The following is a 13,969-nucleotide window of genomic DNA, read 5'->3' as shown; positions in this document are numbered from 1 at the left end:
GACTTACGGAATCTGGAGAGATGGGATCATGAGTGATCTGTCCAAGCGCATCGCGGACCTTCCGCCCGAGAAGAGGCAGCTGCTTTTGCGGCGGCTGGCGGAGCAGGAGAAGAAGGCTCCGGTGCCAGGGGTGCCGGTGGCCGAGGCGTGGCCCGTGCGGGATGCCTCCCAGCCCGCCCCGCTGTCCTTCGCGCAGCAGCGGCTGTGGTTCCTGGAGCAGCTGCAGCCCGGGAACGCTCTGTACAACCTCCTGATGGTCATCCGCCTGGAGGGGTCGCTCGACGCCGCCGTCCTGGAGAAGAGCTTCAATGCGCTCCTTCAGCGCCATGAAGCGCTGAGGACGGTGTTCGTCGAGCGCGATGGGCAACCGCTTCAGATCATCTCACCGCCGGTGGCCCTTCGCTTGCCGGTGGAGGAGCTGGGCTCCACTCCCGTGGCGGAGCAGGAGCAGGAGATCCGGCGGCTGGCGGGTGAAGAGGTGCGCCGGCCCTTCGATCTGACGCAGGGACCTCTGCTCCGGATGCGGCTGCTGAAGCTGGACGCGCAGGCGCATGTGCTCGTGATGACGGTGCATCACATCGTCTTCGACGGGTGGTCCCAGGCCGTCCTGCTTCGCGAGCTGGAAACCTTCTATGACGCTTTCTTGATGGGCAAGGTGCCCTCGCTGCCCGCGCTGCCGGTTCAGTACGCGGACTACGCGCTGTGGCAGCGGCAGTGGCTGCGGGGAGCGGTGCTGGACAATCAGCTCGCGTACTGGAAGGAGAAGCTGCGCGGTCCTCCTCCGATGACCGAGCTGCGCGGGGATCGTCCTCGTCCGGCGCTGCGGACCACGCAGGGAGCGCGCCTCTTCGTCGAATTGCCTCGCCCGCTGAGCGAGGCGCTTGCGGCGCTGAGCCGCCAGGAAGGCGCCACGCTGTTCATGACGCTGATGGCGGCGTTGAAGACGCTGCTGTTCCGCTACACCCAGCAGACGGACATCACCACGGGCTATGTCACCGCGGGCCGTGGCCGGCGTGAGGTGGAAGGCCTCATCGGGTTCTTCGTCAATACGCTGGCGCTGCGTGTGGACCTGTCGGGGGCACCCAGCTTCCGGACGGTTCTGGCCCGGACGCGGGTGGCCAGCATGGAGGCCTTCGAGCACCAGGAAGTTCCGTTCGAGCAACTGGTGGATGCACTGCAACTGGAGCGGGATCTGAGCCGGTCTCCGCTCTTCCAGGTGATGCTCGTTCACCAGCCGCTGTCGAAGGCGCGGCTCGAGCTGCCGGGGCTCTCGCTGAAGAGCCTGGACATTCAGCCCGAGACGGCCAAGTTCGATCTCACGCTGTTGCTGCACGACACGGAGCGCGGAACGCTGGCGGGCTCCTGGGAGTACAACACGGACCTGTTCGAGGCGGACACCATCGCCCGGCTGGCCAAGCACTACGAGCAGTTGCTCCAGTCCATCGTCGCCCATCCGGATCAGCGGATTACGGAGCTGGCGATGATGACGGCAGACGAGCGTCAGCAGGTGTTGGATGGGTGGAACCAGACGTCGGCGGAGTACCCGAGGGAGCAGTGCGTCCATCAGCTGTTTGAAGCGCAGGCCGAGCGCACGCCGGAAGCGGTGGCGGTGCGGAGCGGAAGCGAGCAGGTGACGTACTGGGAGCTGAACCGGCGAGCCAATCAGCTGGCGCACCTGCTGGTGAAGAAGGGGGTAGGCCCGGAGACACTGGTGGGGCTGTGCACCGAGCGAACGGTGGACACGGTGGTGGGCCTGCTGGGGATTCTGAAGGCCGGGGGTGCGTACGTGCCACTGGACCCGGCGTACCCGCAGGAACGGCTGGCCTTCATGCTGGAGGACACCCGTGCGCCGGTGCTGGTGACGCAGGCGTCGCTGGTGAGCCGCTTCAGCGAGCCCCGGGCGCAGGTGGTGTGCCTGGACACCCAACGGGCCGAACTGGCGCAGCAACCAGAGCATGCGCCGGTGAGCGGGGTGAGGTCCCGGAACCTGGCGTACGTCATCTACACCTCGGGCTCCACGGGGAGGCCGAAGGGGGCAATGATCGAGCACCAGGGGGTGTGCAACTACCTGACGTGGAGTGCGAGAGAGTACCGGGTGGAGGAGGGCCAAGGCGCGCCGGTGCACTCGTCGATTTCGTTCGACTTGACGGTGACGAGCCTGGTGCTGCCGCTGGTGGTGGGACGGCCAGTGGTGATGGTGGGGGAAGAGGCGGGGGTAGAGGGGCTGGGCGAGGCGCTGAAAGCTGGAGAGAACTACAGCCTGGTGAAGCTGACACCGACGCACCTGAAGGTGCTGGCGCAGCAGCTGAAGCCCGAAGAGGTGAAGGGCCGGACGCGGGCGTTCATCATCGGAGGAGAGGGGCTGTCGGCCGAGAGCCTGAGGTACTGGCGAGAGCATGCACCGCAGACGCGGCTCATCAACGAGTACGGCCCGACCGAGACGGTGGTGGGCTGCAGCATCTACGAGGTGGGTGCGGCGGATGCGGCCGAAGGGGCGGTACCCATCGGCCACCCGATCGCCAATACGCAGCTGTACGTGCTGGATGGGCAGCTGCAGGTGGTGCCCAAGGGAGTGGCCGGAGAGCTGTACATCGGCGGAGAGGGCGTGGGGCGAGGGTACCTGGGGCGGCCAGAGCTGACGGCGGAGCGGTTCATGCCGGACCCGTTCAGCCGGCAGGCCGGGGCGCGGATGTACAAGACGGGCGACCTGGTGAAGAGGCAGGCGGACGGGAAGCTGGAGTACCTGGGCCGGTTGGACACGCAGGTGAAGGTGAGGGGCTACCGCATCGAGCTGGGAGAGATCGAGGCGGTGCTGGCCAAGCACCCTGCGGTACACGAGGCAGTGGTGGTGGTGCGCGAGGACGGGCCCGGAGGGGCACGGCTCGTGGCCTACGTCACGGCTCATCCTGGACAGACGGTGCGCGAGGACGAGCTGCGGGCCCTCCTGTCGGGGACGCTGCCGGAGTACATGGTTCCAGCGGCCTTCATGGTGCTGGAAACGCTCCCGGTGACACAGAACGGGAAGGTGGACCGTCGCGCCCTGCCAGCGCCCATGGCGCGTGAGGTCGAGTCTTTCACTGCTCCGCGATCCCCCAGTGAGGAACTGGTGGCCGGGATCTGGGCGCAGCTGCTCGGTGTTCCGAGGGTGGGGCGGCACGACAATTTCTTTGCCCTGGGCGGTCACTCGCTCTTGGCGATGCAAACCGCTTCGCGGCTTCGGAACGCGTTTCAGATGGAGTTGCCGCTGAGGTGGCTCTTCGAGGCGCCAACGGTGAGCGCTCTGGCCCAGCGGGTGGATTCCGCCCGGCACGAGACGCCCGCGCCCCAGGTGTTCCCGCTTGCCCCCGTGCCGCGAGAGCAGCCGTTGCCGTTGTCCTTCTCTCAGCAGCGGCTGTGGTTCCTGGATCAGCTTTCTCCCGGAGATCCGTCGTTCAACCTGACCCTGGCCGCGCGGGTGACGGGCCCCTTGGATGCTGGGCGCCTGGAGTGGAGCCTGCGGGAACTCTGCAAGCGTCACGAGGCGCTGCGGACGACGTTCGCGACGGTGCAAGGCCAGACGGTGCAGGTCATCTCGCCGGAGCTGCGGATCCAGCTGAACGTGGTGGACCTCTCAGGCTTGCCTGGGCACGAGCAAGAGGCGGAGGTGCAACGCCGGGCCGACGAGGATGCGGCTCGGCCGTTCGACCTCACGAAGGGGCCCCTGCTGCGGGCCCAGTTGCTCTGCCTTGCGCCACAAGAGGGAGTGCTGTTGCTGGCACTTCACCACATCGTGACCGACGGCTGGTCCATGGGCCTGTTCTTCAAGGAACTGGAGGCCCTTTACGCGGCTCACGGCCGTGGCGAAGCGTCTCCTCTTCCCGCGCTGGCCCTTCAGTATGCGGACTATGCGGTGTGGCAGCGCAAATGGCTGTCCGGCGAAGTGCTGGAGGGGCAGCTGGCCTACTGGAGCAAGCAGCTGTCGGGAGCCCCCACGGTCCTGGAGCTGCCCACGGATCGTCCTCGCCCGGCGGTTCGCACCACCCGGGGCGCACTCGCCGTGGGGCCCAAGCTTCCCGCGGCGCTGATTCGAGCGCTGCGCGGGATGGCTCAGAAGGAGGGCGTGACCTTCTTCATGCTGATGGAGGCGGCCTTCCACGCCCTGCTGTACCGCTACAGCGGGCAAGAGGACATCTCGGTAGGGACGACCATCGCTGGCCGTAACCGGACTGAGACCGAGCCGCTCATTGGCCTGTTCATCAATACCCTCGTCCTTCGTGTGAACCTGGGAGGAGATCCGACGTTCCGGGAGCTGCTGGGACGGGTGCGGGAGGTAGCGCTGGGTGCGTACGCGCACCAGGACGTGCCCTTCGAGCGGCTGGTGGATGAGCTGGCCCCCACGCGCAGCCTGAGCCATTCGCCCCTGTTCCAGGTGGTCTTCGACGTGGGGCTCCCTGCTGGAGGTCCCCCTGCGGCGCTGGCGGATCTCAAGCTCTCGCCCCTGCGGACCCAGATCACCACGACGAAGTTCGATCTGGCATTCCTCATGGTGGACCATGAGGACGGAATGGTGGGCCTCTGCCAGTACAGCACGGAGCTGTACGAGGAGGAGACGATCCAGCGGATGCTGGGGCACCTGACGAGGCTGCTGGAGGCGGTGGCGGGCAACGCGGAGCAGCGGGTGTCGAAGTTGCCGCTGATGAGCGCGCAGGAGCGGCAGCGGGTGGTGGAGGAGTGGAATGCCACCGGCACCGAGGTGGAGCGTGCGTGCCTGCACGAGGTGTTCACGCAGCAGGCGCAGCGCACGCCAGAGGCAGTGGCGGTGTCGTACGAGGGGACGGAGCTGACGTACCGGCAGGTGGAAGGGTACGCCAACCAGCTGGCGCACTACCTGAGGGAGCGAGGGGTGGGCCCGGATGTGGTGGTGGGCCTGTGCCTGGACAAGGGCGTGGAGCTGGTGGTGGGGGTGCTGGGCATCCTGAAGGCGGGAGGAGCGTACCTGCCGCTGGACGCGGCGCACCCGATGGAGCGGCTGGGGTACATGCTGAGCGACGCGGGCGCACCGGTGCTGGTGACGCAGGAGCGGCTGGCGTACGAGGTGCCCTCGTACGGAGAGCAGCGGGTGCTGCTGGACGTGGAGTGGGAGCAGTTCACGCAGCAGCCGGAGCAGGCACCGCAGGTGGAGGTGGGCCCAGAGAACCTGGCGTACGTCATCTACACCTCGGGCTCGACGGGCAAGCCCAAGGGGGTGCTGATTGAGCACCGCAGCGTGCTCAACACGCTGAGAGGTTCGCAGCGAGAGAGCCAGATGGGGCCCGGGCAGAGGCTGATGCCGTTCGCCTCTATCGGGTTTGACGCGGCGGTGCAGGAGCTGCTGCTGCCGCTGCTGCACGGAGGCACGGTGGTGTTCGCGCCGCCGGAGGCGCTGATGCCTGGGCCGGAGATGGCGCGGTTCATCCGGGAACAGGGCATTACACAGCTGATGGTGGCCACGCCGGTGCTGGCGGCGCTGCCGTACGAGGAGGACAGTCCGCTGCGCACGCTGGTGGTGGGAGGAGAGGCGTGCCCTGCGGAGCTGGTGGACCGGTGGGCGCCGGGACGGCGCTTCATCCAGCAGTACGGGCCGACGGAGGCCAGCATCACCACGGCGAGCAAGCGGTGCGAGGCGGGGCAGGGCAAGCCGCCGTTCGGCAAGCCCTATCCCAACACGCGGCTGTACGTGCTGGGCAAGGAGCTGGAGCCAGTGCCGGTGGGGGTGACGGGGGAGCTGTACATCGGAGGAGAAGGGGTGGGCCGGGGCTACCTGGGCCGAGCAGAGCTGACGGCCAGCAGCTTCATTCCAGACCCGTTCAGCGCACAGCCGGGGGCCCGGTTGTACCGGACCGGAGACCGGGCGAAGTACCGGGCGGATGGGAACCTGGAGTTCATGGGCCGGGCCGATGGGCAGGTGAAGCTGCGGGGCTACCGCATCGAGCTGGGTGAGATCGAAGCGGCGGTGAACAAGTACCAGGGGGTGCGGGACGGGGTGGTGGTGGTGCGGGAGGAGGAGACGGGCAACAAGCGTCTGGTGGCGTACGTGGTGCCGCAGCCGGACGAGGAACTGGAGACGGAGCGGCTCAAGGCGTTCCTGGGCGAGAGGCTGCCGGAGTACATGGTGCCCACGGCGTTCGTGGTGATGGAGGCGCTGCCGCTGACGCCCAACGGGAAGGTGGACCACAAGGCGCTGCCGCCGCCGGGCCAGAGCGAAACGGCGGTGGACCGGTACGTGGCGCCTCGGAACCAGACCGAGGAACTGGTGGCGGGCATCTGGTCGGAGCTGTTGGACGTGGAGAAGGTCGGCGTCCACGACGACTTCTTCGACCTGGGCGGCCACTCGCTGATGGCCACGCGGGTGCTTTCGCGGATCCGGGACACGCTGCAGGTGGAGCTGGCCGTGAGCCAGTTGTTCGCATTCCCCACCGTGGCGGGCCTGGCCCGGATCATCGTGTCCTCGGATGACAGTCAGGGGCTCCAGGCCCCGTCGATCCTGCCGGTTCCGCGCGACGAGGAGATTCCGCTCTCTTTCGCGCAGGAGCGGCTGTGGTTCATGGACCAACTGGAGCCCGGGAGCGCGCTGTTCAACGTCCCGATCGCGCTGCGCTTCAAGGGGCAGTTGGATGCCGAAGCCCTGGAGAAGAGCTTCCAGGAAATCATCCTCCGGCATGAGGTGCTCCGGACGAACTTCGTGGCGACAGGGGACAAAGCCGCTCAGGTGATCTCCCCGGACCTCCTGTTCCAGATGCCGGTGGTGGAGCTCTCGGGCCTGCCTGAGCAGGAGCGTGAGGCCGAGGTGCGGCAGCGTGCCAGCGAGGACGCGCTTAAGCCGTTCGCCCTGGACAAAGAGCCCTTGGTGCGCGCGCAGTTGCTGCGGCTCTCACCGGACGAGCACGTGCTGTTGCTGTCGATGCATCACATCGTCAACGACGCATGGTCCGGTGGCATCTTCTTCCGCGAGCTGGCGAGCCTCTACCAGGGGTTCACGGCTGGGAGTCCGGTCTCGCTGCCGCAGCTGCCCATTCAGTACGCGGACTATGCGGTATGGCAGCGCAACTGGCTGTCCGGCGAAGTGCTGGAAGGCCAGCTGGTGTATTGGCGGAAGCAACTGGCCGGAGCGCCCGCCGTCCTGGAGCTGCCCACGGATCGTCCTCGCCCGGCGGTTCGCACCACCCGGGGAGCCTCTGTCGGTGGGTTCGAGCTGTCCGCCCCTCTCACGCGGGCGCTGCGCGGATTGGCCCAGCGGGAGGGGGTGACGCTCTTCATGCTGATGGAGGCGGCCTTCCACGCCCTGCTGTACCGCTACAGCGGGCAGGAGGACATCTCGGTAGGGACGACCATCGCCGGCCGGAACCGGACCGAGACCGAGCCGCTCATCGGCTTGTTCATGAACACGCTGGTGCTGCGCGTCAACCTGGGAGGAGATCCGACGTTCCGGGAGCTGCTGGGACGGGTAAGGGAGGTGGCGTTGGGTGCGTACGCGCACCAGGACGTGCCCTTCGAGCGGCTGGTGGATGAGCTGGCCTCCACACGCAGCCTGAGCCATTCGCCCCTGTTCCAGGTGGTCTTCGATTTGCGCAATGCCGCGTCGAATCCCCACCTCGGCGATCTGCAGATCTCGGGCGTGAAGGCGCAGACGGTGACGACGAAGTTCGATCTGGCGCTGATGACGTTCGAGCAGGGGGATGGGCTGGCGGGCTTCTGCGACTACAGCACGGAGCTGTACGAGGAGGAGACGATCCAGCGGATGCTGGGGCACCTGACGAGGCTGCTGGAGGCGGTGGCGGGCAACGCGGAGCAGCGGGTGTCGAAGTTGCCGCTGATGAGCGCGCAGGAGCGGCAGCGGGTGGTGGAGGAGTGGAATGCCACCGGCACCGAGGTGGAGCGTGCGTGCCTGCACGAGGTGTTCACGCAGCAGGCGCAGCGCACGCCAGAGGCAGTGGCGGTGTCGTACGAGGGGACGGAGCTGACGTACCGGCAGGTGGAAGGGTACGCCAACCAGCTGGCGCACTACCTGAGGGAGCGAGGGGTGGGCCCGGATGTGGTGGTGGGCCTGTGCCTGGACAAGGGCGTGGAGCTGGTGGTGGGGGTGCTGGGAATCCTGAAGGCGGGGGGAGCGTACCTGCCGCTGGACGCGGCGCACCCGATGGAGCGGCTGGGGTACATGCTGAGCGACGCGGGCGCGCCGGTGTTGGTGACGCAGGAGCGGCTGGCGTACGAGGTGCCCTCGTATGGAGAGCAGCGGGTGCTGCTGGACGTGGAGTGGGAGCAGTTCACCCAGCAGCCGGAGCAGGCGCCGCAGGTGGAGGTGGGGCCGGAGAACCTGGCGTACGTCATCTACACCTCGGGCTCGACGGGCAAGCCGAAGGGGGTGCTGATAGAGCACCGCAGCGTGCTCAACACGCTGAGAGGCTCGCAGCGGGAGAGCCAGATGGGGCCCGGGCAGAGGCTGATGCCGTTCGCCTCCATCGGGTTTGACGCGGCGGTGCAGGAGCTGCTGCTGCCACTGCTGCACGGAGGCACGGTGGTGTTCGCGCCGCCAGAGGCGCTGATGCCTGGGCCGGAGATGGCGCGGTTCATCCGGGAGCAGGGCGTTACGCAGCTGATGGTGGCCACGCCGGTGCTGGCGGCGCTGCCGTACGAGGAGGACAGCCCGCTGCGCACGCTGGTGGTGGGAGGAGAGGCGTGCCCCGCGGAGCTGGTGGACCGGTGGGCGCCGGGACGGCGCTTCATCCAGCAGTACGGGCCGACAGAGGCCAGCATCACCACGGCGAGCAAGCGGTGCGAAGCGGGACAGGGCAAGCCGCCGTTCGGCAAGCCCTATCCCAACACGAGGCTGTACGTGCTGGGCAAGGAGCTGGAACCGGTGCCGGTGGGGGTGACGGGGGAGCTGTACATCGGAGGAGAAGGGGTGGGCCGGGGGTACCTGGGCCGGGCGGAGCTGACGGCCAGCAGTTTCATTCCGGACCCGTTCAGTGCACAGCCGGGAGCCCGGCTGTACCGGACCGGGGACCGGGCGAAGTACCGGGCAGACGGGAACCTGGAGTTCATGGGCCGGGCCGACGGGCAGGTGAAGCTGCGGGGCTACCGGATCGAGCTGGGCGAGATTGAAGCGGTGGTGAGCAAGTACCAGGGGGTGAGGGAAGGCCTTGTGGTGATCCGGGAAGAAGCAGGCAACAAGCGCTTGGTGGCGTACGTGGTGCCGCAGGAGGAGGAGGAGCTGGAGACGGAGAGGCTCAAGGCGTTCCTGGGCGAGAGGCTGCCGGAGTACATGGTGCCCACGGCGTTCGTGGTGATGGAGGCACTGCCGCTGACGCCCAATGGGAAGGTGGACCACAAGGCGCTGCCGCCGCCGGGCCAGAGCGAAACGGCGGTGGACCGGTATGTGGCGCCTCGGAACCAGACCGAGGAGCTGGTGGTAGGCATCTGGTCGGAGGTGTTGGGCGTGGACAAGGTCGGCGTCCACGACGACTTCTTCGAACTGGGCGGCCACTCGCTGATGTCGGTGAAGATCCTTTCCCGCATCCGGGCCCTCTTCGACGTGGAGCTCGCGGTCCTGGACATCTTCGAGCAACCCACGGTGGCCCGGCTGGTCGAGAAGATCGTCGCCTCTCGCGCCGGTTCGAAGGGGCCGCAGCCTCCGCCCATCGTGCCGGTCCCCCCGGCGGAGTATGTCCCCCTCTCGTACGCGCAGCAGCTGGCGTGGATGCCTGGGAAGCTTCCTCCCGAGGATCCCGTCAACCTGGTCCCGCTGATCTTCCGGCTGGAGGGCCTTCTCGACGCGGATGCGCTCGCCCGGGGCCTGGAGGAGATGGTGCATCGCCATGAGGCGCTGCGGACCACGTTCCCCCTCGTGGACGGCGTGCCCGTCCAGCGGATCCACCCAACGCTCTCCGTGGAGCTGCCGGTGGTGGACCTCTCCCACCTGCCCGAGGACTACCGGGAGGCCGAGGCCTTGGCGCAGACCGAGGCGCGTCTCGGGCAGCCCTTCGACATGGCGCACGGGCCGTTGCTCCGCTTCGGGCTGTTCCGCCTCTCCGGGCACGAGCATGTGCTCTTCCTGGGGATGCACCACGTGCTGACGGACTTCGAGTCCGCCTCCGTGTTCCTCGGCGAGCTGGAGGCTCTGTACAGCGCTTACCGTGACGGCAAGCCCGCCCCCCTGGCCCCCGTGGCGCTCCAGTACCGGGACTACACGCTCTGGGAGCGGCAGTGGATGCAGGAGGGCGGGTTGGAGCGTCTGCGCGCCTACTGGGAGCGGAAGCTGACCCCGCTTCCCGAAGCGCTCCGGCTCCCCTTCGATCGCGCGCCCACCGGCGACGAGGGCTTCACGGGCGCCAGCCACTCCTTCGAGCTGCCCACCCCCTTGTCCGATCAGGTCCGCGCCTTCTGCGTGAAGGAAGGGCTCACCCCGTTCCTGTTCATGCTCGCGGTCTTCGAGGCCTTCCTGTCCCGCAGCTCGCGGCAGGAGGACCTGCTGATCAGCTTCACCCAGGCCAACCGCACCCGGGCCGAGTGCGAGAAGATGCTCGGCGTCTTCGCCAACATCACGCTCCTGCGCGGCGACGTCTCCGGCAACCCGAGCTTCCGGGAGCTCCTCGGACGGGTCCGCGAGGGCTTCCTGGAGGCCTTCGAGCACGCGGACATGCCCTATGTGGAGAAGGCCCGGATGCTGGAGGGGTCCTCTCAGGGGCTTCGCCGCTCGCCCGTTCAGATTGGCTTCGCCTTCCCGAGCCAGTCGGCGGCCGCGGCCCTCGGGTTCGCGGACCTCGTGGCGGTTCCGCTGGCCCTCCCGCGGAAGGAGTGGGCCCCCTTGGACCTGTCCCTCTCCATGTCCCAGGGCCCCCGGGGCTTCGTGGGCAGGTTCAACTACCGGACCCGCCTCTTCGAGTCCGCGACGATCCAAGCGCTGGAAGCGTACTTCCAGGTGCTGGTGGAGTGCGTGATCGCGGACCCGGAGCAACCCCTCCAGTCCCTGCCATCGCTCCCCCTTTTTGCTGAGCACGCAAGCCGTACTTCCTCTCCCCTCAACAGCAGCGGAACGCAGGTGGCCTCTTGAACGCCTTTCTGACGGTTTGGCTTGGGCAGCTCGTCTCGAAGTTTGGCTCCCAGCTCGCTGGGTTCGCGCTCAGCATCTGGGTCTTCGAGAGCACGGGGTCGACCTCTGCCTTCGCCCTGGTCTCTCTGGCGGCCGTGCTGCCGGCGTTCCTGGCCGCGCCCGTGGCGGGGCTCGTCGCCGATCGGTTCAGTCACCGGTGGGTGATGTTCTGGAGCGATGTGGTGGGCCTGTTGTGCGCGCTGGGCGCCATGTGGCTGTTCTTCGTGCAGCGCGCCGAGCTGTGGGCCATCGTCGTCCTCGTGGTGCTCAACTGCGCCGCGGACACGTTCCGCACCCCGGCCTGGATGGCCGCCACCACCCTGATGGTGCCCAAGGAGCACATCGGCCGGGCGAGCGGAATGGTTCAGGCCTCCCAGGCGCTCACGCAGCTCGTGGCACCGCTCGCGGCGGGACTCCTGATGTCCGTCATGAGCATGCAGGGGGTGCTCCTGATCGATCTCGCCTCCTTCTCCATTGCCCTGGTCACCTTGCTCCTCGTCCGGTTCGCGAAGCACGTTCCCCAGAAGCGTGCCGAGGGGAGCTCCTGGCAGGACGAGATCCTCGAAGGGTGGAGTTTCATCAGGCTCCGGGCGGGCTTGATGGGCCTCATGATCTTCAGCTTCTTGCTGAACCTGACGGCTGGCATGGCCCAGGTGGCGCTCTCGCCGCTGGTGCTGTCCATGAGCACGGCCGCGGTGCTGGGCAGCGTCCGGTCCATTGGCGGCGTGGGGATGGTGGTGGGCAGCATCCTCATGGGCGCCTGGGGCGGGCCCTCGCGCAAGGTGTACGGCGTGTTCGCCTTCACCGCCCTGTTCGGGGTCAGCCTGGCCGGTTTCGGGGTGATTCCGGTGGGCATGCTGACCTCCATCGCGTGCTTCGGCACGTTCCTGTGTGTCCCCGTCATCCTCGGGTGCAAGCAGGTCATCCTGCAGCGCAAGGTGGTGCCCGAGCTGCAGGGGCGGGTCTTCGCGCTGGACGGAATGGTGGGCAGGGCCGCTTCGGTCATCTCCTTCGCCATCGCGGGACCGCTGGTCGACAAGGTACTGGAGCCGCTCATGTCTCCCGCCGGGGCCCTGGCCGGAAGCCTGGGGCAGGTGTTCGGGGTCGGGCCTGGACGGGGCATTGCCCTCATGTTCGTGGGCCTGGGCGGACTCATCGTGGTGCTGGCGGCCGTGGGCTGGCTCATGCCCTCGCTCCGGCGGGTCGAGGAGGAGCTGCCGGATGTCATTCCGGATTCCCCCGCCGCCTTAGAGGCGGTGCCGCATGCCAGCGCGTAGCCAGGGAAAGGCGGGGGCATGAGCGGGCCGGTTCTCGACGAAGCGACCATCGACAGCGTTCACGAGGGGTACCGCAGCGGCGCCCTCTCGTGCTCACGGCTGGTCGAGTTCTATCTCCAGCGCGTCAAGCGGTTCGACCTCCGCACGGGCGGGCGGCCTCCGCTCAACAGCATCGTCTCGATTGCTCCGGACGTCCGGGAGCAGGCGGCGCGCTGCGACCGCGAGCTGGCGGAAGGGGGCGTCTCGAAGCCGCTGCAGGGCATCCCCGTCTGGGTCAAGGACAACATCTCCGTCGCCGGGCTCGCGGCCTCCGCGGGGTTGCTCGACTTCACCGATGCCGTGGCGCGGGAGGATGCCGCCCTCGTGGCGAACCTGCGCCGCGCCGGGGCTATCATCATGGGGACGGCCTCCATGACCGGGCTGGGGATCGGGACCGACGCCTGGGGCAGCCGGTTTGGCCGGGCGGGCAATGTGTATGACACGCGCGAGGAGCCCGGCGGGTCGAGCCATGGCCCTGCGATCGCCATCTCGGCGAACTTCGGCATGGTGGCCGCCGGTGTCGATGACTGCTGCTCCATCATCCTGCCGGCCGCCCTCAATGGGACCGTGGGGCTCCGGCCGAGTGTGGGCCGCGTCCCTCGCGAGGGCGTGGTCCTCGCGTGTACGGATACGTCTCCCGGGCCCATCACCCGGACGGTCGCGGACCTGGGCCGGGTGCTGAGCGCCATGGAGGCGCCGGAGGCTGGGCGCCAGGCGTCCTCCCGCCGCGTTCCAGGCCGGCGCATCGGGGTCCTGGTTCGCGCTGGCAATGCGGCCTTCTCCGTTCCGGAGGAGATGCGGGCGCCGTTCGAGCAGGCACTGCGGGATCTCGCGAGCCTGGGCGCGACGGTGGTGCCGGATGTTCACCTGAAGGGCGTGCGGATGAGCCGGCTCTCGTCGCTCGCGTACCACAACGCGCTCGTGGTGCACCTCAAGGCGCGCAGCGCCCCGCCGACCACCATGCGGGAGCTGTTCAAGCTGGGCCTGCTCGCACCGGGGGCCCTTCATGACATTGGCAAGGCCCCGGTCGTGGCGCTCTGGCCGAACGTGCGCCTGCCGGATGTCTTCGCCCCGTGGTACCGCCGGATCATCCGCGACAACCAGCGCGCCCTGAGCCAGGAGCTGGACCAGCAGGGGCTCGACGCGCTCGTCTTTCTCTCGCTGCCCGCGCACGGCACGCTGGCGACGGTGACCCAAGCCCCGCAGCTCACGGTCCCGGCCGGGACGTTTCGCGCGGCAGGGACGGGGACGGAGCTGCCCGTGGGCCTTTCGTTCCTGGGCCGACCCTGGGACGAGGCCACCTTGCTCGAACTCGCCGGGGCCTACGAGGCGGGGACCCGGCACCGGCGCTCACCGCGATTCCAGGAGGAGCCCTCCACGGAGGAGCGGCTCGACGTCGCGCAATTCAACGCCGTCAAGCTGGCGGTCGCGCACCGGGTGCGGGACACCATGCGGCTGCGGACGCGGACCGATGCGCCCCTCTCGCCGGAGGAGTTCACCGCGGCCGTCGATGGGGTGAAGCAGGAGCTGGGCTTTCGCGACTGAG

At 68.3% G+C, this 13,969-nt stretch carries 3 protein-coding genes; all 3 read left to right on the top strand.

From position 1 onward, the window contains the following. Positions 1-28 precede the first annotated feature (28 nt). The 3 genes from KY661_RS05795 to KY661_RS05785 are packed head-to-tail and all read left to right on the top strand — an operon-like array spanning position 29 to position 13,968. The gene (locus KY661_RS05795; protein ID WP_225409258.1) at positions 29-11,068 is read left to right on the top strand and encodes a non-ribosomal peptide synthetase; all 11,040 of its coding nucleotides are present in this window, start codon (positions 29-31) and stop codon (positions 11,066-11,068) included. Further along, positions 11,065-12,384, top strand: a complete 1,320-nt coding sequence (locus KY661_RS05790) for an MFS transporter (RefSeq protein WP_225409257.1) — start codon at positions 11,065-11,067, stop codon at positions 12,382-12,384. Before KY661_RS05795 ends, KY661_RS05790 begins: the two co-directional genes overlap by 4 nt. 18 nt (positions 12,385-12,402) lie before the next feature. Then, positions 12,403-13,968 carry an amidase gene (locus KY661_RS05785; protein ID WP_225409256.1) on the top strand — a complete coding sequence of 522 codons (1,566 nt, stop codon included), beginning with the start codon at positions 12,403-12,405 and terminating at the stop codon, positions 13,966-13,968. The last annotated feature ends 1 nt before the right edge of the window (position 13,969 follow it).

It is taken from the genome of Allostigmatella hybrida (assembly GCF_020103775.1).
Classification (GTDB): Bacteria; Myxococcota; Myxococcia; order Myxococcales; family Myxococcaceae; genus Hyalangium; species Hyalangium aurantiaca.
The sequence above is the reverse complement of the archived record's forward strand: the minus strand, read 5'-3'. Positions and strand labels throughout refer to the sequence as shown.